We start from the raw sequence: 20,043 nt of genomic DNA on the forward strand, positions 1-20,043 counted from the left end.
AAGGCGAAAATTCCTATTGACTTTTATGTAAAACAGTATAGATTTCTTTACAATTTAATTTTTTGTAAAGAATTTATGCTCGGCTATGAGAAAGAACAAAGAAGCTTAACAAGAGAACAGAAAGAAGCTGTAGGTTTATTATCTGTAGGAACTTTATTAGAATATTTTGATTTGATGTTATATATTCACATGGCTTCTCTTCTTAACGAATTATTTTTTCCTAAATTTGATGCACATGCAGCATTTCTTTTAACTGCTTTTTCGTTTTGTTCTACTTATGCTTTTAGACCAATCGGTGCTTTAATATTTGGATATTTAGGTGATAAGATAGGCAGAAAAAGCACAGTAGTTATTACAACTTTTTTAATGGCAGGTTCTTGTCTTGTTATGTCGGCTTTACCGACTTATGCTGAATATGGTGCCTTTGCTGCAGTAATAGTGACTATATGTCGAGCTGTTCAAGGAATATCGTCTTTAGGTGAAATAGTAGGAGCAGAATTATATATAACAGAAACTAATCAACCTCCAATTCAGTATCCTATGGTTGCTTTATGCGAAGTATTCGGTAATATAGGTGGAGTAGCAGCTTTAGGTGTAGCTGCTCTTGCTACTTCACACGGTTTTAATTGGAGATTAGCTTTTTTATTTGGAGCTGTTATAGCAATGGTGGGAGCTGTTGCTAGAACTCGGTTAAGAGAAACACCTGAGTTTACAGACGCCACAAAAAGACTTACAAATAAATTAGAAAATGTAGGTATTAAAAAAAATGATATTAATATTTCTATCTTAAATGAGGATAAGCTTAATATAAAAACTATATTAGCTTATTTACCCTTGGAAACTACAGGTCCTATTTGTTTTTATTTTTCATCTATTCAAAGTGGTGAAATATTAAAAAATAAATTTGATTATACTGCTCACCAGGTTATTAGTCATAATTTAAATGTAGGTATAACTTCATTAGTAGCTACTATTATACTCAGTTATTTAAGCTACAAAATACATCCGCTAAAAATTTTAAAAATACGTTGGACAATATTTACTACTGTATTTTTATTTTACCCTTACTGGCTAAATAATTTGCAATCCCCTTCACAGTTATTATTATTACAATTATTTGTTCAAATATTTGCTGTAAGAATATTTCCTGCTGCCCCAGTGTTTTATAAGCATTTTCCTGTTCTAAAGCGTTTTAGATGTGCCACTATTTCATTTGCTGTAGTACGAACTGTAATGTTTTTGCTAATCTCTTTTGGTCTAATCTATTTGATAGAATATTTTACTTATTGGGGATTATTAATTCTTGCTCTTCCTTTTATCATTTTATACAGATTTGGGTTAAATTATTTTGAAAAACTAGAAAATGAAAGAGCAGAAAATTTATTAAGCTAAAAAAGATTTTCTTGAATATTAAATTCTTTCTCTGAATATAGAGTAATATAACATAACTTATATAAATAATCTTCAAGTCTTATATTTTCTAATAGGATTGGAATAAACAAAAAAGACTTTAAAGTCTCTTCAATAATCTTTTTAGCCTTTTCAGGCGATTTAGCTCCTAAGGTTTGCACATTATGTATTCGATCAAACAATTTTATAAGAGCTGTGTCATGTTTTTTTTGTTTGATTAATAGATTTAAACTCTCTTCGGCACTAATTTTACCATATGGTTTGATTCTAGTTAAACCCTCTACGTGGTTTGCAACTTCTAGCCCAAAAATTGTAGCTATGACTTCTTCGGTAAGCTCTGTATCCTCAATAGTATCATGAAGTAGAGCAGCATTTATCATGTTAGAAGTAAAAAGCTTAGGGGCTTCTTCAGCTACAAACACCGCAAGCATAATCGCCACCTCAATCGGATGCGAATAATATGGATCGCCTGACTGACGCATTTGTGATCCATGATATTTACGGGCATAGAAAATACCTTTTTTAACTTCCTCTATATCGACAGGATTTTTTACTTTAGTGTTTAAATATTCGAGTTTATTAAGTAGTTTCTTAGCGTAAGCACATACTTCAAACTTTTCTTTCCAAGAGCTTAAATCTTTCATAAAAGTTATTTCTTATTTTTGTTAATAATTGGTTGATTATAATTAAAGTAAAAATTAAAAAATTGCAATAACAAATAGCTTTTTAACTTTAAATATATTAATAACCTTTGGTTAAATTGTATTTAAGCAACTATCATTTTATTTTATTAGCTGCTTTAACTTCTACTTCCTCTTGCAATTTATACTTTGCTATTTCTTTCCTCTACATTTGAAAAGCTAGTAAAAATAACGGCAAAAGTAATAAATAATGCGGAAAAGAATTACAGTAAAATTTAGAAAGGTTCCGGACAAGATAAATTTAAAGGCGAGCTAGCTAGGCGTATATTAACATGTGAGCGAAGGCGATAGTACCAAAATTCGCTTGTATCAAGCTTTATGAATTATGCTGTATATGAAAGATTCTAAAAACTCGTATGAATCAGGAAATTTATTCAGTGTTATATCGTGGCTTATTGACCACTATATAGAATTATTACGTGGATCGATTCCACCCATATCATCCTAGCTCGCTTGACCGCAGGTTTCAAAAAAGATAGCCAAGTAATGTAATATTATAATGAAATACGTAACTACGACTACAGCGAGATAAAAAAGATATAAACTGTCATACCGGGACTTGTTCCCGGTATCCAGAAAACCTTAAAAAGTTTTGGATCCCGTGTCAAGCCTATAGTACCAGACAAGGCTGAGCCATGCAACAACGCTCTGCTTTCGCAGGGATGACATATAGAGCTTTTTAAAAACTGTCCGGTACTATGGGTCAAGCCACGGGATGACAAATTAATAGCATACCGTTTTTATTTAACCCTAGCTATATCAATGTCTAAATGGACAATCTCTCCTTGTTTTCTTCTTGTCAATGAATTCGTAAACTTTATTAGACTTCTTCGGAAATGAGGATTTAGAGAGGAATTTGCAAAGAGACACTTCACTTTAAACTGGAGCGTACATACTAGTATGTGAGGATGAGTGGTAAGGATCGACGTACAAATTACCTCTAGAAGTAGAGTTTCCGAAGAGGTCTATTGCATGACACTAAGCGTGCTTCCTGATCTACGCAACAAAAAACTATAACTGTAAAGAACGTAGGAATTTAGACAAAGTAATAAAAATGCTAAAATTTAGTATTTTTTTACTAGATTATTTCGTCAATTACTTTGTAATTTTCTTGCAATGGCATTAAATTATTAACTAATATATACTTAGTTAATAATGCCATTTCACAAAGATACTGTTTTTCTTGATAGGTTTAACTATTGTAACATTTAAGACTGAAAAGCTTGAGTTTAAGGCTCATAGATTGCTTGATGTTTTCGTTGAAATACTAAAAACTTTCGATTGGTGGGCGATGACGGACTCGAACCGCCGACACTCTCGGTGTAAACGAGATACTCTACCAGCTGAGCTAATCGCCCATATTTTTTATTAATTAGTAAAATAACATTATTTATAATTAATAAGAAGTATACATAAGTAATTTATAGCAAAATTTTATTAGCTCTTGCTTTTAAATTACCTATAAAGTGTTATTTACTTTCGTTCAAACTTTTTATTTGTTTTGATAACCTGCTGATTTTTCTTGAGGCGGTATTTAATTTAATTATATTTTTTTTCACACCTTGCATTATCTTAGACTGAGCAACAGATAAAGCTAAGTTAGCATTTTCTTTATTACCAAGATTGATTTCATGTACAACTTTCTTTATAAAAGTTTTTATTGCACTAGATCTTTTTTTATTGATTAGAGTTCTTTTTACTGTTTGCCTAGCAGCTTTTTTTGCTGAAGAATGATTAGCCATTACCGAGTTCCTTATATTTTAATTTTTAATTTCTTCATTAGCATCTTGCTGTATGTTTCCTTTAGCATTAATATCTCTATCTACAAATTCAATATATGCTATCGGTGCTAAATCACCATAACGGAATCCGGCTTTTATTATTCTAGTATAACCGCCAGGTCTATCTTTATATCTGGTACCTAAAATATTTATAAGCTTTTCTACTGCTTTTTTATCTTTTATTTTTGATAAAACGCTTCTTCTTACCGTTAAATCAGCTTTTTTAGCTTTAGTAATTAGAGTTTCAATGTAAGGTCTTAATTCCTTAGCTTTTGGTAAAGTAGTTTTAATTTGTTCATGGGTTACAAGTGCTACAGCCATATTAGCGAGCATTGCTTGCCTATGGCTACTTGTTACATTTAACTTTCTACCTTTAATTTTATGTCGCATTTTTATTAGTCCTTAATTATAAGAATCTTCATAACGTTTAGATAATTCTTGAATATTTTCCGGTGGCCAATCCGGTACATCCATACCGAATCTTAAATTAAATTTTGCCAATATTTCTTTAATCTCATTTAAAGATTTTCTACCGAAATTTGGAGTTCTCAGCATATCGGATTCTGTTCTTTTTACTAGATCCCCTATATATATTATATTATCATTTTTCAAACAATTTGCCGATCTAACTGATAATTCCAATTCATCAACTCTCTTAAGTAAATAAGGTGAAAATGGTAAAGCATCAGTTTTAACTTGCTTATCTTCTTCCTGTTCTTCAAAAGAAATAAATAATTGTAATTGCTCTTGTAGAATACGTGCAGCTAAACCTACAGCCATTTCAGGTAATAAATCACCGTTAGTTTCTACAAACATAATTAATTTATCATAGTCGGTAACCTGACCTACTCTAGTATTTTCTACTTTATAAGTAACACTCTTTACTGGGTTAAATAAAGCATCTATAGCTATTTCACCAATAGGTAAATTATCCTCATAACTATTTGTGCTAAGTACATATCCTTTACCAACCTTACAGGTTAATTCCATTTCGAGCTGCTTATTCTTAGCTAGATTACAAATTACATGATCCGGATTCAGTATTTCTACATCATGACCTGTTTCAATCATACCGGCCGTTATAACACAAGGTCCTGTTGCTTTTAACTTGATGATACGTTTTTCCGCAACATGCATTTTTACTTCAATACCTTTAATGTTTAAAATCACTTCCGATACATCTTCTTTTACACCGGGTATAGAAGAAAATTCATGTTCTATAGCAGGGATCTTTATAGAAGTGATAGCTGCTCCTTGTAAAGAAGAAAGTAATACTCTTCTCATAGCATTACCGAGTGTTAAACCAAAACCTCTTTCTAAAGGTTCAACTACAATTTTAGCTTTATTATTGGTTTCCGGAAAATTTTCATAAGCGACTTTATTCGGCTTTATTAAAGTATTCCAATTTTTACTTAACGATAACATTTAATACCTATGATTCTCTTATACTCTTCTTCTTTTTGGCGGTCTTACTCCATTATGAGCAATTGACGATACATCTAAAATTGATGTAACCACAAAATTTTGCCCGAATAAAGCTCTCATTGCTGATTCACGCTGAGCTCCCGGTCCTCCAATCCTAATAGAAATAGTTTTTAGACCATATTCTTTTGCTTTTTCCGATGCTCTATCAATTGTTACTTGAGCTGCATAAGGTGTTGCTTTTCTTGCCCCTTTAAACCCATTACCTCCTGCCGATGCAGAAGAAATAGTATTACCTTGGATATCAGTAAATGTTACTATAGTATTATTAAATGATGCTCGGATATGCACAACACCAAGAGTGATAGTTTTTTTCTTTTTCTTAACTTTAACCGTCTGATTCATTATTTATACTCTATACTTAAACTATTATTTTACAGCTTTTTTCTTTCCGGCTATCGCAATAGCTTTACCTTTTCTAGTTCGAGCATTAGAATGCGTGTTCTGTCCTCTCACCGGCAACTTACGTATATGTCTAAGCCCTTGATAACATCTTATATCTTTCTTCTTCTTAATATTAAGCGTAACTTCTCGTCTTAAATCACCCTCAACTTTATACTCACTTTCAATAATATTACGTAAGCTTATTAACTCTTGATCCGTAAGTTCTTTAACTTTTTTATCTTTCGATATTTTTGCTTTATTACAGATCTCTGCTGCCATAGTAGGCCCAAGACCGTAAATGTAAGTTAAACTCACAACTAAACGTTTATTATCGGGAATATTAACACTTGCAATTCTTGCCACAAATAATCTCCAAAATTTTACTGGTAACTAGAAAATAATATAAAAATCTTTGATAAAGTCAATTTATTTTTAGTATTTTCTGTATATCAATTTCTATTTCTTGTTCATTTTTACTTCCATTAACTATATAAAAATTACCACTATTTTTATAATAATCTATTAATGGATATGTTTCTGTTTTATATACTTCAATTCTTTTTTTTATTACTTCTTCATTATCGTCTTTCCTATAATCAAATGTACTTGAACCGCAAACATCGCATACATTATCAGTTTTAGGCTGCAAGAAGTAACTATTATATATTTTACCGCAATTTTTACAACTATATCTTCCTAAAACTCTTTTAATTAATAATTCATCTGAAACATCAAAATATATTATTTTAATTCTTTCTTTAATAAATGATTCAAAGAATTTTGCTTGCTCTAAATTACGTGGATATCCATCTAATATATAGCCGTTTTTATATTCAGAGGATAATAAAAAATTTTTAATTACTTGATTAACTATTTCATTAGGGATAAGCTCCCCTTGCTTAACATAATTATTAATTAATTCTGCTTCACTAGTTGATGTTTTAATAATTGTTCTAAATATATCACCGATTGCTATATGTGGTAAATCAATTTTTTTAGCTATCTTTTTTCCTTGTGTTCCCTTTCCGGCTCCTGGAGGACCTAAAAAAATTACTATCACTATTTAAGCTCATTTTTAATTTTTTAATTTTACTTTCTTCATTAAACCTTCATACTTACTACTAAATAAGTAAGTTTGAATCTGAGTCATAGTATCAAGTACCACGTTCACTACAATTAAAAAACTCGTACCTCCTAAAGAAAGAGAAATTACATACTTATTCATTAATAGCTCCGGAATTACACATATTACACTTAAATATATCCCACCTATAACCGTAAGCCTTGTAAGTATATAATCAAAATAATCAGACGTATTTTTCCCTGGTCTTTTACCCGGAATATAAGCACCGTATTTTCTTAAATTATTAGCAGTTTCTTCAGAATTAAATACTATTGCAGTATAAAAAAAACTAAAAAACATAATTAATGCTACATATAATAAAATATATACGGGTTTTCCATGCCCTAAGTAATAAGTAAGCATGCCCATAGTTTCTGAATTACTATTAGAAAAATTAGCAAGCGTAGCAGGAAACAGTAAAATTGAACTAGCAAATATTGGAGGTATTACACCAGAAGTATTTAACTTGAGAGGCATATGCGTTGCTTCTCCTCCATAAATTTTATTTCCTACTTGTCTTTTAGGATACTGCACCAATAATTTCCTTTGGGCTTTTTCAAAAAATATAATTATAGCTATTAATACAACTACTCCAATACAAACAGCTAACGCTATTAAAGGCGATAATGCTCCTTTTCTTGATAATTCAAACATACTAATAATAGCACTAGGTACTCCCGAAATTATACCTATAAATATAATTAAAGACGTACCGTTACCTATTCCGCGTTGTGTAATTTGTTCCCCTAACCACATTAATAGCATAGTGCCTACAACCAAAGTAATTACGGTTGTAACCCTAAAGAAAAAACCCGCTAAAATTACTACAGGACCGGTATTTGTTACAATTGACTCTAAACTTATAGCAACTCCATAAGCCTGAAAAGAAGCAAGCAGAACCGTTAAATATCTCGATAGCTGATTTACTTTTCTTTTACCTACTTCCCCTTCTTTTTTTAAATTTTCTAAAGGTTTATATGCAACTGACATTAATTGGATGATAATTGAGGCGGTAATATACGGCATAATTGCTAAAGCAAAAATAGACATTCTACCTAGCGATCCTCCGGATAGCATGTTGAACATTCCGAGTATTCCGGATTGATTCTTTTCAGCCACACTACTTAAAGCAATTGAATCTATACCGGGTATAGGTATAAAAGACCCAAATCTACATACTATAAGAATGAGAATAGTAAAAACAATGCGACTAACTAAATCATTACCGGATTTTTTAGAAAAATTCTGCCCCATATACTATAATAATTTTCCACCTGCTTTTTCGATTAAATCCTTAGCTTTAGAAGAATAAGCATCTAATTTTAATGATAGGGGAGAAGCGAAATCATCACTACAAATAGATAATAATTTCACTAATTTCTTATTATTTTTATTATTAACTACTCCGGCTTCTACCAATTTTTCTTTTGTAATAGTATCAGCAGCACTTAAACGCCCATGGGCTAATGCTTCTTCAATATTATAAATATTTATTATATTGTATTTTTTAGTTGAAATACAATTAAATCCTCTTTTAGGTAGTCTTTTGATCATAGGTGTTTGACCACCTTCAAAACCTTTTATTGCAACGCCAGATCTAGATTTTTGACCTTTAATCCCTCTACCGCCGGTTTTTCCTTTACCGCTACCAATACCGCGTGCTATTCTTTTCTTATTTTTTTTAGCACCTATATTATTATATAATTCATTTAATTTCATTTTAAAGCTCTAATTACATATTTCCGTTTTTAACAAATGCTTTACCTTTTCAATCATTCCCTTGACTGAATTAGTATTTTGAAGAATAACACTCTTATTAATTTTGTTTAAACCAAGCCCGATTAATGTTGATCTTTGATCATATTTACGACCTATAGCACTTTTAACTTGAGTAACTTTTATATTATTATTCATAACTTCACCTATACTTAACGCAACATTATTCATTAACTTGAATATCAGAAGATTTTACAGATATTTCATTTACTTTTTTATCTCTTCTCATAGCAATAGATTTTGGTGATGCAAGTTTATTTAATGCATCAAATGTTGCAGAAATCATTGCGTAAACATTCGTTGAACCTATTGATTTAGCAACAATATCATGAACGCCTAAAGAATCAAAAATTGCTCTCATAGAACCTCCGGCTATAACGCCCGTACCTGCTTTAGCTCTTCTTAAAATCACTTTAGCAGCTCCACTTTTACCGACAACGTCATGGTGAATAGTCCTATTTTGATATAACGGCACTTTCATCATTCTCTTTTTAGCGGCTTGTTTTGCTTTTCCTCGAGCTTCGTTTACTTCTTTAGCTTTTCCGTGTCCCGCTCCGACTCTGCCAGCTTTATCACCGACAACTACATAAGCAGAAAAAGCAAATCTTCTACCGCCTTTTACTACTTTTGTAACTCTATTTACATCAACTAAAACTTCGCTTAAAGTCTCTTCATTTTTTTTAACTTTAGACATTACTACAACCTTATAACCTAAAATTTTATTTTCTCTCTAGCTGCATCAGCTAGAGCTTTTACAACACCGTGATACTTATATCCGCCTCTATCAAATACTACTTCTTTTATCCCTGCAGAATCAGCTTTTTTTGCTATTTCTTCACCTACTTTGATAGCATTTTCAATATTACAATGAGATTTTTTTAATTTTTTTATTTTCTCATCTAAAGTTGAAGCAGAAGCAATTGTTATAGACTTAGAATCATCAATAATTTGTGCATATATATGTCTACCTGATTTAAATATCGATAATCTAACTCTATTAGATGTTTTAGATATTTTATGTCTTATTCTACTTCTTCTTTTTTCAAATTTTAGCTTAGCACTACGCATATTTAACTCTTAAATTTAATTTTTCTTACCTTCTTTACGCGGTATAAATTGATTTTCAAATTTAATCCCTTTTCCTTTATAAGGCTCAGGCGGTCTCTGTTTTATAATAATTGAGGCAAATTGTCCTAATTTTTCTTTATCTGTTCCCTCAAGAATAATAATATTTTGCTTAGGCACCTCTATTTTAATATCTGAAGGTATTTCAATTTTTGTATTATGGCTTTTAGCAAGCATTAAATTTAAATATTTACCTTTTACCATTGCTCTGTAACCGACTCCGTTAATTTCGAGTTTAAGCTTAAACCCTTCTTTAACGCCGGTAACCATATTTGATATTATGCTTCTTGCAGTACCCCACATAGCACGTGCATTTTTATTTGCGGCTAAAGGTTTTACTAAAAGCTTATTTTCTGCCAATGAAATTGTTATATTACCTTTAAAAGTTTTTGATAATTCGCCTTTAGGTCCGGATATTTTTACTTCTAAATCGTTTAAACCAACTTTTACACCTTCAGGTATAGTAATCGGCAATTTTCCAACACGTGACATTTTTTTACCTTAAAATACTTTACAAATTACTTCGCCGCCGACATTTTTAATATGAGCTTCTCTATCAGACATAACACCATAAGGAGTAGAAAGAATATATATACCCATATTATTATAATATCCTTTCAAATCTTTAATAGCAGAATATACTCTTTTTCCAGGCTTTGATACTCTATGAATTTCACATATAGAAGCATCACCGTTAGCAGAGTATTTTAAAGCTACCTCAGTATAACTAATATTATTTTTTTGAGTAGTTATATAATCTTTTATATAACCTTCTTTTTGCAAAACATCTAAAATTGAAGTTTTAATTTTAGAACTAGGAAAAGAAACATTTATCAATTTGCTTTTATAAGCATTTCTAATTCTAGTTAACATATCTGCTACATTATCCGTCATTGACATATTATTTACCTATCGACTTTTACCAACTTGACTTAACTACACCAGGAACTAAGCCTCTACCTATTAATTCCCTAAGCTTATTCCTAGATATACCGAATTTTCTTGTAACACCTCTTGGTCTACCTGTAAGCTCACATCTATTTCTTATTCTAGTAGATGATGAATTTCTAGGTAATTGTGCAAGTGACATTACCAAAGAAAAACGCTCTTCTAATGAAATATTTTTATCATAAATTTTACTTTTTAGTGCTGAACGTTTATTATGTAAACTTTGTGATTTTTTTTTCCTACTTTCGTTCTTTTTTATAGAACTTACTTTTGCCATTATATATATCCTAAAAATTAATTATAAAAAGGTAAATTAAACCCTGATAACAAAAACTTACTTTCTTTATCTGTTTTAGCAGATGTAACGATTGTAATATCCATACCCCTTATTGTATCGATTTTATCGTAATTAATTTCAGGAAAAACTATCTGCTCTTTTAATCCAAAAGTAAAATTCCCTTTACCGTCGAAACTTTTATAAGAAAAACCGCGAAATTCTTTAACACGAGGTAACGCAACAATTACTAGCCTTTCTAAAAAATCATACATTCTATCTTTACGTAATGTAACCTTGCAGCCTATTTTCATACTTTCGCGTAACTTAAAGGTTGCAATAGATTTTCTTGCTAACGTTACAACCGGCTTCTGACCGGAAATCAAAGTAAGATCATTTACCGCATTATTAATTACTTTGGAATCGGCTATCGCTTCCCCTACTCCCATATTTATAACAATTTTCTTAATTTGCGGTATTTCATGCTTATTTTTATAAGAAAATTCTTTTTGTAAGTTTTCAATAATTTTTTGCTGATATAATTCTTTAAATCTTAACATTATTTACCTTCCTTACCGATAATTTCCCCTGATTTCTTTGCTACTCTAACCTTAGAACCGTCTTCTAAGAATTTAAAAGCTACTTTGGTAGGGTTACCAGTTTTTGGATCGATGTGTGCAATATTTGAGATATGTATAGGTAATTCTTTAGTTATTATCCCGCCTTCACTCATTTGATTAGGTTTAGTATGTTTTTTTACTAAATTTACTCCAGAAACAATTACTTTACTGTCCTCAGGAAAAACTTTTAATATTTTACCTTTTTTTCCTTTGTGCTTTCCGGTAATAACAACAACTTCATCACCTTTTTTTACTTTTAATTTAATCATTTATAATACTTCCTCTGCAAGCGACATTATTCTAACATATTTTTTCGCTCTAAGTTCTCTTGTAACAGGACCGAAAACTCTAGTACCGATAGGTTCATCTTGTTTATTCAAAAGCACTAATGCGTTTTTATCAAATTTTATTGTACTACCGTCAGGTCTTACTACTCCGGTCTTTGTACGAACAATCACGCCTTTATAAACATCACCCTTTTTAACCTTACCGCCGGGTATAGCTTCTTTAACAGATACAACTATAACATCACCCAGCTTTGCCACCATATGGTGAGAGCCACCTAAAACTTTAATACACATAACTTTTTTAGCACCGGAATTATCTGCAACTTCCAAGATGCTCTGCATTTGAATCATAAACTACTTCCAATTTTTTATACACGAGAGATAAAATAAACAATCTACCTTATAAAGTCAAAGATTAAAAAACTTTATTCCCCATTTACCACTAACCATGTTTTGGTTTTTGAGATAGGACGACTTTCAATTATACTAACTTTATCTCCTTCTTGATATTTATTTTCTGAATCATGAGCAGCATATTTTTTAGATACTTTCACGAACTTTTTATAAATAGGATGCTTAAACTTTCTTTCTACTTTTACTGTAACCGTCTTATCAGCTTTTGAACTTATAACCACGCCTTGTAACACTCTTTTCGGCATTTTAATATTCCTCACTATTAGATCTTTTTGTTAATTCAGTTTTAATACGTGCTATAGACTTTTTGACTAACGAAAACCTACTAGTATTTTTTAACTCACCTAAAGCTTGTTGAAATCTTAAATTAAACAATTCTTTTTTTAAAAGATTAAGGTTTTTATAAAGCTCTTCTATTGTTTCAGTAGATAACTTACTTCTTAATAATTTTAAATCATTCATAACGTCTCACTATCCTTGTTCTAACAGGTAATTTTGCACTTGCAAGCTCCAAAGCTCTAAGTGCAACATTTTCTTCTACCCCTTCAATTTCAAACATAATTCTTCCAGGAGAAACTCTAACTGCAAAAAATTCAGGAGAACCTTTACCTTTACCCATTCTTACTTCGGCAGGCTTTTTAGAAACAGGCAAATCCGGAAAAATGCGAATCCATAATCTTCCTTGCCTTTTCATACATCTAGTAGCAGCTTTTCTTCCTGCTTCTATTTGCCTTGCAGTAACACGCCAACCGTCTATAGATTTTAGACCAAATGATCCAAAAGCAAGCGTCGTACCTGCTTTTGCTTTTGAAGCAACTCTACCTTTATGAGCTTTTCTAAATTTTTGTTTTTTCGGAGCTAACATTTTAATACTTAAAATTAATTATATCTTTTATTTTCTGTATATTCACCTTTATAAATCCACACTTTAACCCCTATAACTCCATAAGTAGTTATAGCCTCAGCTGTTGAATAATCAATATCAGCTCTTAAAGTATGTAACGGCATTCTTCCTTCTATATACCACTCGGTTCTAGCAATTTCAGCACCTCCAAGTCGCCCTGAACAACTAACTCTTATACCTTGTCCACCTTGCTTAAATGAAGCCTGAATTGCTGTTTTCATAGCTTTTCTAAAAGAAACTCTTTTTTCAAGCTGTAGTGCTATAGTTTGAGCTACTATAGCAGCATCTATATTAAATTTTCTAACTTCGTGAATATTTATATAAACTTCTTTTAAAGAAGTCATTTTCTCAATAGCTTTTTTTAGCTTATCAATTTCACTACCGTTTCTACCTATAATGATATTTGGTTTTTTGGCATTAATATTAATTATAATACTTTTATTAGAAGGACGTTCAATTAAAACTCTGCTAACTTGAGCTTGATTAAAACCCTTATTTATTAAATCCCTAATTTTTAAATCTTGTATAAAAAGAGTTTTATAATGTTTTTCTGCATATAATACGGAATCCCAACCTTTAATTAAAGTCGGTCCAACTCTAAAACCATGTGCACAAACTTTCTGCCCCATTTTAATTATCCTCTTTTTCTGTAACAGTTATATAAAGATTACTAAAAAACTTATTTATTCTAGTTGCTCTTCCTTTTGCTCTCGGCATAACTCTTTTCATTACTAAAGCCTTACCTACAGTTGCTTTAGTAATAACCAATCTATCTATATCTAGACCTAAATTATTTTCAGCATTTGCAACAGCAGATTGTAAACAATCTTTTACAACTTTTGCAATTCTTTTAGGAGAAAAAGTTAATTGTACCAATGCTTCAGATACTTTCATATTTCTAATAAAGGCTGCAACTAAATTTAGCTTCCTTGGACTTACTCTAATAGATTTAGCTTTTGCCGTAGCAAAATTTTTATTTTCCTGTACCATATAAATCTTTACTTTCTTTTGACTTTTTTATCTGCTCCATGACCGTGAAATGTTCTAGTAGGAGCAAACTCACCTAATTTTCTTCCAACCATTTCTTCATTTACAGAAACCGGAATAAATTTATTTCCATTATGAACAGAAAAGGTAAATCCTACAAAAATAGGCAAAATTGTTGATCTTCTAGACCAAGTTTTAATCATTTCAGATTTACCTGATTCCATTAATTTTTGAACTTTCTTTATTAAATAACCGTCTACAAAAGGCCCTTTCCATATTGAACGTGCCATACTAATACCTAATTAATTTAAAATCTATTTTCTTTTCTTTACGATAAATTTTGAAGTACGTTTATTTTTACGTGTCTTCTTACCCTTTGTTGGGAATCCCCAAGGAGTAACAGGATGGCGTCCTCCTGAAGTTTTACCTTCACCACCACCATGAGGGTGATCTACAGGATTCATTGCTACACCTCTAACATGTGGTCTCCAACCGAGCCATCTATTTCTACCTGCTTTGCCTAAATTAATATTTTTTTGATCCGGGTTAGATATACTACCTATAGTAGCTTTACAATCTAAAGGTACTAACCTAAATTCACCTGATCTTAATTTAATCTGAGCATATCCCGAATCTTTACCCACTAGATCTACTGAAGTACCTGCAGACCTTGCAATTTGCCCGCCCTTACCAACTTTCATTTCAACATTATGTAAAGTAGTGCCGATAGGAATGAATTTTAAAGGTAAACAATTTCCTATTTTTATATCAGCATCTTGACTTGATATTACTCTATCACCTACAGATAATTTTTGCGGTGCTAGAATATAAGAATATTCCCCATCTTCATATTTTATTAAAGCAATAAAAGCAGTTCTATTAGGGTCATACTCTATTCTTTCAACAATAGCAGAAATATCTATTTTATTTCTTTTAAAATCAATAATACGATATAATTTTTTGTGTCCTCCACCTCTGTGCCAAGAAGTAATTCTACCTTGATTATTTCGTCCACCGGTTTTAGATATACCTTTGGTCAAAGATTTTAAAGGTCTGCCTTTCCATAAACTAGTTTTATCAACTTGAACTAACTCTCTAAGAGAAGGAGTAATTGGATTAAAGTTTTTTAAAGCCATTTATTTAATTCCTCCGGCAAAATCGATATTATGGTCTTTTTCTAATGTAACAATAGCTTTCTTTCTATTGATTTGAGTCCCTATAATTCCTTTAAATCTTTTCTTCTTACCTTTAACGTTTAAAATATTCACTTTCTTTACTTTTACTTTAAATATTTCTTCTATAGCCTTTTTAACGGTAAGTTTTTCAGCAAATTTATCTACATAAAAAGCGTATTTATTTTGTTCTGAAAGGGTTGTAGTTTTTTCTGTAATAATAGGTTTTCTAATTAAATCGTAATATTTATAAGAACTCATCTTAACCTCTCTTCTAAAACACTCACTGCTTCTTGTGATAATAGGACATATTCATGTCGTATTATATCATAAACATTTGCTCCTATTTGTGGAACAATCACAGTATTATAAATATTTTTTGCAGCTAAAGAAAAATTAGTATCTACTTCATTTCCATCTATTACAAAGAAACTTTTCCCTTGAAATTTGTTTAATATATTTACAAGAGCAGAAGTTTTAGGCTTATCTAACTTTAAAGAATCTATTACTAATAATTTTCCTTCAGCGAATTTCTCGGATAAAGCATGAATTAAACCAAGTTTTCGTACTTTTTTAGGTAACTTTGTTGCATGACTACGTACTCTAGGTCCGTGAGCTACACCACCACCACGCATCTGTACCGATCTAAGGGAGCCTTGTCTTGCATTACCTGTACCTTTTTGCTTAAAAGGTTTTTTTGTGGTTCCTGATACTTCTGATACTGTTTTAGTTTTATGGTTACCGGACATTGCTTTAGCTCTCTGCCAATCAATAACCTGCTTTATTATATCATCTCTGATAAATTCAACAGCAAATATATCTTCGTTTAAGCTAATCTCACCAACTTCTTCATTAGCAAGACTTAATATTTTAGTTTTCATCTTTATTTAACCTTATACAGTCTTATATAAAACTTTTATATAAATAATATTGCATGGCGTTTTGTTAATTTGATAATCTTTAACCTCAACAAACATGTCTAAATATCTATTATACAGTTATTGAAATCTTTTTTATTGCATCTTTTACTGAAAGATACGAATTTTTGTGACCTGGTATACTACCCTGAATCATAATAAGCTTACGCTCTTTATCAACGGCAAATATTTTCAAATTTTGAATAGTAACTTGGTTACATCCCATATGACCAGCCATTTTTTTGCCTTTGAAAACCTTTCCTGGATCTTGTCTTTGTCCTGTAGAACCGTGAGAACGATGGGATATAGAAACACCGTGAGAAGCTTCAAGACCTCTAAAATTATGTCTTTTCATACTACCAGCAAACCCTTTACCTATAGTAGTTGCCGTTATATCCACAAATTGTCCTGCCGTAAAATGATCTACTTCTAGACTTGCTGCTATATCAATAAAATTCTCTTCAGAAATTCTAAATTCTTTTAATTTAGTTTTAGGAAATATTTTAGCATTAGCAAAAACTTGTTTCATAGGCTTGGTTACTCTAGATATTTTTTTATCTTTTACACCTATAACCAAAGCATTATATCCATGTTTTTCTAGAGTTTTATGCCCTACTACTTGACAATCATCAACTTTTACTAATGTTAAAGAAATTCTTTCTCCTTTATCATTAAAAACACTAGTCATCCCAATTTTTTGAGCAATTATACCGGTTCTCATTTATTCCCCACTCTCTAATTCAATCACTACATCAACACCTGCTGCTAAATCAACTTTACTTAAAGCATCAACAACCGCCGGATTTGGATCATCTATAACTAATAATCTTTTATGCTTTCTAATTTCAAATTGTTCTCTTGACTTCTTATGTACATGAGGAGACCTATTTACGGTAAATCTTTCAATTTTTCTAGGTAAAGGAATAGGACCATTAATGTTAGCAAATGTTCTTTTAACAGCACTAACTATCTCTTTTGTAGCTTGATCAAGACTACGGTGATCAAATGATTTTAAACGAATTTTGATTTTATTTTTCATTCAGTAAACCTAATATTTAAACAGCAAGATGTTTTTCAGACATCTTAAAATATAAATACCTATTATTAAAAAATAATAGGTATTTATAAAATCAATTAATTAACTACTTTTGTTACTACGCCAGCACCAACTGTTCTACCGCCTTCACGTATAGAGAATTTTAACCCTTCCTGCATAGCAATCGGAGCAATTAGCTTAACTTTAAAATTTGCATTATCTCCAGGCATAACCATCTGCTTATCAGCCGGTAATTCTATCGTACCGGTAACATCAGTTGTTCTAAAATAGAATTGTGGGCGATAATTGTTAGTAAATGGAGTATGGCGACCACCTTCATCTTTACTAAGCACATACACTTCAGCTTCAAATTCATCATGCGGTTTTATACTACCCGGTTTTGCAAGAACTTGTCCTCTTTGTACTGCTTCTCTCTCTACGCCACGTAATAATATACCAACATTATCACCTGCTTCACCGCTATCAAGCAGCTTTCTAAACATTTCAATGCCAGTACAGGTAGAGGTTGTTGTATCTCTCATTCCAACTATTTCAACCGGCTCACCAACTTTAATTTTACCTGCTTCTATTCTACCAGTCACAACAGTACCTCTTCCTGAAATAGAGAACACATCTTCTATCGGCATTAGGAAAGGCTTTTCAGTTTCTCTAGTAGGTTGCGGTATATAGCTATCCACTGCAGCCATTAACTCATTTATAGCTTCTTCTCCTTTAGCTTCTCCATTTAAAGCCTGAAGAGCAGAACCTTTAATGAAAGGTATTTCATCACCCGGGAAACCGTATTTTGATAATAATTCCCTTACTTCCATCTCTACTAGTTCTAATAGATCAGGATCATCCACCATATCTACTTTATTTAAGAATACTACCATAGCAGGTACACCTACCTGTTTTGCTAGTAATATATGCTCTCTAGTTTGCGGCATAGGACCATCAGCAGCAGAAACTACTAATATTGCACCGTCCATCTGAGCAGCACCGGTTATCATGTTCTTTACATAGTCAGCGTGTCCCGGACAATCTACGTGTGCATAGTGTCTATTTTTAGTCTCATATTCTACGTGTGCAGTAGAAATAGTTATACCTCTTTCTTTTTCTTCAGGAGCAGCATCAATTTGATCATACGCTGTAGCTTTTGCTCCACCTGTCTTAGCAAGTACTATAGTTATTGCTGCCGTTAAGGAAGTTTTACCGTGATCTACGTGACCGATCGTACCTATATTAACGTGCGGTTTAGTTCGTTCAAATTTTGCTTTTGCCATGTTATTACTCTCTACAATTAGGTTTAATACAAGTTAATTTTTTATAAGTGCATTTTTTGCTAAATTTATTTGTTACCACTATCTCTGGAGCGGGTGATGGGAATCGAACCCACACAGCCAGCTTGGAAGGCTGGAACTCTACCATTGAGCTACACCCGCATTGTGGCACTGTTAATAAAATAATTTCAAAGCTATTTTGCTAACAATGCTATATCAATTTTATTCAGATTTATAAATATACACAATTATGTTTTATTTTTAAATAAAATTAAACATATATACATGAATCTTTTAAAATAAAATGATACGCTTCCCTGAACCATTTAAGTGGTGGAGGGAGAAGGATTCGAACCTTCGAACGCTTACGCGGGCAGATTTACAGTCTGCTGCCATTGACCACTCGGCCACCCCTCCTAAAGAACTTTACTGTATTAAATAGACTAATTCACTGTAAAATACAATATATAATTAGTATTAGGACTTAATAAAACTTCTTGCCGAATCATCAAATAAACAAATAGCAGCTTGCACATTTATTTAGTTGTAACTTTCTATAATAAATAGTAGTTTCTGTCAAGAACAAATTACTGACGGTTTTCAATAAGATGCAAAATAAAAAACTTGATTCTAAAAATTGTTATTATATGTATGGGAAACATCCTGTATTTTCTGCTCTAAATAATCCAAAACGTCAAATTGAAAATATTTTATGCACTAGGGAAATTTTTGATACAAACAAAAAATTAATAGGTACCAGATCTTATGAAATTGTTAATAACGATATCTTATCTAAATTACTGGAAAACCAAACACATCAAGGAATAGCTGCAAAAGTTAGACCAATTTTTTCTTACAATCTAGAGGACGTAGATATAAAAAGCCCAAAATGTAAAATTGCGATTCTTGATCAAATAACAGACACACAAAATATTGGAGCAATTATTCGTAGTGCCGCTGCTTTTGATATAAATGCTATAATATTACCTCAAGATAATTCTCCAAATGAAAGCGGCAGCATTGCTAAAGCGGCTTGCGGTACTTTAGAATTAATACCTATAATTAAAGTTACTAACTTACGCTCATGTATGAATTATCTTAAAAAACACGGCTTTTGGATTATAGGTCTAACAGGTTCTGCAAATGACTACTTTACCGATAAATTAATTTCCGACAAAATGGCATTAGTATTTGGCTCAGAAGATAAAGGCATGCGAAGATTAGTCGAAGAAACATGTGATTATTTAGCCAAAATCCCTATTTCTAAGAGAGTAGAAAGTCTTAATGTATCAAATGCCGCTTCTATAATTTTTCATTCATTACATAAATAATATTTTTAATAAATCAAATATTGTTTTTTATTTACTTCGATATAAATATTTAGTCTACTAAAATTAAAGTCATAAACTTTTATTATATCAA

32 protein-coding genes and 3 tRNA genes are annotated in these 20,043 nt (G+C 31.4%); 2 read left to right on the forward strand and 33 right to left on the reverse strand.

The features are described from left to right. The first annotated feature begins 75 nt into the window (after window positions 1-75). The gene (locus H6P87_RS05205) at window positions 76-1,392 is read left to right on the forward strand and encodes an MFS transporter (RefSeq protein WP_202068883.1); all 1,317 of its coding nucleotides are present in this window, start codon (window positions 76-78) and stop codon (window positions 1,390-1,392) included. Here the strand turns inward: H6P87_RS05205 and H6P87_RS05210 are convergent. The 33 genes from H6P87_RS05210 to H6P87_RS05370 form a co-directional block, all read right to left on the reverse strand. Next, on the reverse strand, window positions 1,389-2,054 hold the full coding sequence (locus H6P87_RS05210) for an HD domain-containing protein (protein WP_202068889.1): 666 nt from the start codon (window positions 2,052-2,054) through the stop codon (window positions 1,389-1,391). The genes H6P87_RS05205 and H6P87_RS05210 overlap by 4 nt on opposite strands. Before the next feature lie 1,339 nt (window positions 2,055-3,393). Continuing rightward, window positions 3,394-3,469 (reverse strand) — tRNA-Val (locus H6P87_RS05215). Window positions 3,470-3,580: 111 nt separating this feature from the next. After that, window positions 3,581-3,853: a 30S ribosomal protein S20 gene (gene rpsT, locus H6P87_RS05220; RefSeq protein WP_202068891.1), complete on the reverse strand. Its 273-nt coding sequence runs from the start codon at window positions 3,851-3,853 to the stop codon at window positions 3,581-3,583. Window positions 3,854-3,871: 18 nt separating this feature from the next. Next, window positions 3,872-4,282: a 50S ribosomal protein L17 gene (gene rplQ / locus H6P87_RS05225; protein ID WP_014409457.1), complete on the reverse strand. Its 411-nt coding sequence runs from the start codon at window positions 4,280-4,282 to the stop codon at window positions 3,872-3,874. Window positions 4,283-4,294: 12 nt separating this feature from the next. Then, on the reverse strand, window positions 4,295-5,317 hold the full coding sequence (locus H6P87_RS05230; protein WP_202068892.1) for a DNA-directed RNA polymerase subunit alpha: 1,023 nt from the start codon (window positions 5,315-5,317) through the stop codon (window positions 4,295-4,297). An 18-nt stretch (window positions 5,318-5,335) separates the two neighbouring features. After that, on the reverse strand, window positions 5,336-5,719 hold the full coding sequence (gene rpsK / locus H6P87_RS05235; protein ID WP_008580920.1) for a 30S ribosomal protein S11: 384 nt from the start codon (window positions 5,717-5,719) through the stop codon (window positions 5,336-5,338). Between the two features lie 24 nt (window positions 5,720-5,743). Next, on the reverse strand, window positions 5,744-6,121 hold the full coding sequence (rpsM, locus tag H6P87_RS05240; protein WP_008580923.1) for a 30S ribosomal protein S13: 378 nt from the start codon (window positions 6,119-6,121) through the stop codon (window positions 5,744-5,746). A gap of 58 nt (window positions 6,122-6,179) precedes the next feature. Next, window positions 6,180-6,818 carry an adenylate kinase gene (locus H6P87_RS05245; protein ID WP_202068893.1) on the reverse strand — a complete coding sequence of 213 codons (639 nt, stop codon included), beginning with the start codon at window positions 6,816-6,818 and terminating at the stop codon, window positions 6,180-6,182. A 15-nt stretch (window positions 6,819-6,833) separates the two neighbouring features. Then, window positions 6,834-8,135 (reverse strand): preprotein translocase subunit SecY, encoded by a 1,302-nt coding sequence (gene secY, locus H6P87_RS05250; protein ID WP_011270647.1) that lies wholly within the window; start codon window positions 8,133-8,135, stop codon window positions 6,834-6,836. Window positions 8,136-8,138: 3 nt separating this feature from the next. Then, window positions 8,139-8,600 (reverse strand): 50S ribosomal protein L15, encoded by a 462-nt coding sequence (gene rplO, locus H6P87_RS05255; RefSeq protein WP_202068894.1) that lies wholly within the window; start codon window positions 8,598-8,600, stop codon window positions 8,139-8,141. 9 nt (window positions 8,601-8,609) lie between these two features. Further along, entirely contained in the window at window positions 8,610-8,795 is a 186-nt protein-coding gene (gene rpmD / locus H6P87_RS05260; protein ID WP_202068895.1) for a 50S ribosomal protein L30, read from the reverse strand. 25 nt (window positions 8,796-8,820) lie between these two features. Continuing rightward, window positions 8,821-9,351, reverse strand: coding sequence for a 30S ribosomal protein S5 (gene rpsE, locus H6P87_RS05265; RefSeq protein WP_011270644.1), 531 nt, complete (start codon window positions 9,349-9,351; stop codon window positions 8,821-8,823). A gap of 17 nt (window positions 9,352-9,368) precedes the next feature. Next, entirely contained in the window at window positions 9,369-9,725 is a 357-nt protein-coding gene (gene rplR, locus H6P87_RS05270; RefSeq protein ID WP_202068896.1) for a 50S ribosomal protein L18, read from the reverse strand. A gap of 15 nt (window positions 9,726-9,740) precedes the next feature. Continuing rightward, window positions 9,741-10,274, reverse strand: coding sequence for a 50S ribosomal protein L6 (rplF, locus tag H6P87_RS05275; RefSeq protein WP_202068898.1), 534 nt, complete (start codon window positions 10,272-10,274; stop codon window positions 9,741-9,743). A 9-nt stretch (window positions 10,275-10,283) separates the two neighbouring features. After that, window positions 10,284-10,682, reverse strand: a complete 399-nt coding sequence (rpsH, locus tag H6P87_RS05280) for a 30S ribosomal protein S8 (protein WP_202068900.1) — start codon at window positions 10,680-10,682, stop codon at window positions 10,284-10,286. Between the two features lie 19 nt (window positions 10,683-10,701). Beyond that, complete coding sequence (rpsN, locus tag H6P87_RS05285) at window positions 10,702-11,007, reverse strand: 30S ribosomal protein S14 (RefSeq protein ID WP_011270640.1); 306 nt, start codon at window positions 11,005-11,007, stop codon at window positions 10,702-10,704. Between the two features lie 17 nt (window positions 11,008-11,024). After that, window positions 11,025-11,564: a 50S ribosomal protein L5 gene (rplE, locus tag H6P87_RS05290; protein WP_040256101.1), complete on the reverse strand. Its 540-nt coding sequence runs from the start codon at window positions 11,562-11,564 to the stop codon at window positions 11,025-11,027. Then, on the reverse strand, window positions 11,564-11,893 hold the full coding sequence (rplX, locus tag H6P87_RS05295) for a 50S ribosomal protein L24 (RefSeq protein WP_011270638.1): 330 nt from the start codon (window positions 11,891-11,893) through the stop codon (window positions 11,564-11,566). Before rplX ends, rplE begins: the two co-directional genes overlap by 1 nt. Continuing rightward, window positions 11,894-12,262 (reverse strand): 50S ribosomal protein L14, encoded by a 369-nt coding sequence (gene rplN / locus H6P87_RS05300; protein ID WP_008580952.1) that lies wholly within the window; start codon window positions 12,260-12,262, stop codon window positions 11,894-11,896. It abuts the gene before it with no gap. Between the two features lie 74 nt (window positions 12,263-12,336). Then, window positions 12,337-12,570, reverse strand: coding sequence for a 30S ribosomal protein S17 (gene rpsQ, locus H6P87_RS05305; protein WP_039594825.1), 234 nt, complete (start codon window positions 12,568-12,570; stop codon window positions 12,337-12,339). Window position 12,571: 1 nt separating this feature from the next. After that, complete coding sequence (gene rpmC / locus H6P87_RS05310; RefSeq protein ID WP_004596213.1) at window positions 12,572-12,787, reverse strand: 50S ribosomal protein L29; 216 nt, start codon at window positions 12,785-12,787, stop codon at window positions 12,572-12,574. Beyond that, complete coding sequence (gene rplP, locus H6P87_RS05315; protein ID WP_202068908.1) at window positions 12,780-13,190, reverse strand: 50S ribosomal protein L16; 411 nt, start codon at window positions 13,188-13,190, stop codon at window positions 12,780-12,782. Before rplP ends, rpmC begins: the two co-directional genes overlap by 8 nt. A gap of 14 nt (window positions 13,191-13,204) precedes the next feature. Beyond that, on the reverse strand, window positions 13,205-13,858 hold the full coding sequence (gene rpsC / locus H6P87_RS05320) for a 30S ribosomal protein S3 (protein ID WP_202068910.1): 654 nt from the start codon (window positions 13,856-13,858) through the stop codon (window positions 13,205-13,207). Between the two features lies 1 nt (window position 13,859). After that, window positions 13,860-14,219: a 50S ribosomal protein L22 gene (rplV, locus tag H6P87_RS05325; RefSeq protein ID WP_008580961.1), complete on the reverse strand. Its 360-nt coding sequence runs from the start codon at window positions 14,217-14,219 to the stop codon at window positions 13,860-13,862. Window positions 14,220-14,227: 8 nt separating this feature from the next. Next, complete coding sequence (gene rpsS / locus H6P87_RS05330; protein ID WP_008580964.1) at window positions 14,228-14,506, reverse strand: 30S ribosomal protein S19; 279 nt, start codon at window positions 14,504-14,506, stop codon at window positions 14,228-14,230. A gap of 24 nt (window positions 14,507-14,530) precedes the next feature. Beyond that, window positions 14,531-15,352 (reverse strand): 50S ribosomal protein L2, encoded by an 822-nt coding sequence (gene rplB / locus H6P87_RS05335; RefSeq protein ID WP_017442486.1) that lies wholly within the window; start codon window positions 15,350-15,352, stop codon window positions 14,531-14,533. Continuing rightward, entirely contained in the window at window positions 15,353-15,649 is a 297-nt protein-coding gene (rplW, locus tag H6P87_RS05340) for a 50S ribosomal protein L23 (protein ID WP_011270632.1), read from the reverse strand. Further along, window positions 15,646-16,269, reverse strand: coding sequence for a 50S ribosomal protein L4 (gene rplD, locus H6P87_RS05345; protein WP_202068912.1), 624 nt, complete (start codon window positions 16,267-16,269; stop codon window positions 15,646-15,648). The genes rplW and rplD overlap by 4 nt, the downstream gene beginning before the upstream one ends. 109 nt (window positions 16,270-16,378) lie before the next feature. Continuing rightward, entirely contained in the window at window positions 16,379-17,026 is a 648-nt protein-coding gene (rplC, locus tag H6P87_RS05350; RefSeq protein ID WP_202068914.1) for a 50S ribosomal protein L3, read from the reverse strand. Then, window positions 17,027-17,344, reverse strand: a complete 318-nt coding sequence (gene rpsJ, locus H6P87_RS05355; protein ID WP_011270629.1) for a 30S ribosomal protein S10 — start codon at window positions 17,342-17,344, stop codon at window positions 17,027-17,029. It lies immediately after the preceding gene. A gap of 95 nt (window positions 17,345-17,439) precedes the next feature. Further along, window positions 17,440-18,624, reverse strand: a complete 1,185-nt coding sequence (tuf, locus tag H6P87_RS05360; protein WP_202068916.1) for an elongation factor Tu — start codon at window positions 18,622-18,624, stop codon at window positions 17,440-17,442. Window positions 18,625-18,709: 85 nt separating this feature from the next. Next, window positions 18,710-18,783: transfer RNA gene (locus H6P87_RS05365), tRNA-Gly, on the reverse strand. 169 nt (window positions 18,784-18,952) lie between these two features. After that, window positions 18,953-19,038 (reverse strand) — tRNA-Tyr (locus H6P87_RS05370). A gap of 191 nt (window positions 19,039-19,229) precedes the next feature. Here H6P87_RS05370 and rlmB point away from each other — a divergent pair. Then, window positions 19,230-19,952, forward strand: a complete 723-nt coding sequence (rlmB, locus tag H6P87_RS05375) for a 23S rRNA (guanosine(2251)-2'-O)-methyltransferase RlmB (protein WP_202068918.1) — start codon at window positions 19,230-19,232, stop codon at window positions 19,950-19,952. The last annotated feature ends 91 nt before the right edge of the window (window positions 19,953-20,043 follow it).

The organism is Rickettsia tillamookensis, from assembly GCF_016743795.2.
GTDB classification, from domain to species: domain Bacteria; phylum Pseudomonadota; class Alphaproteobacteria; order Rickettsiales; family Rickettsiaceae; genus Rickettsia; species Rickettsia tillamookensis.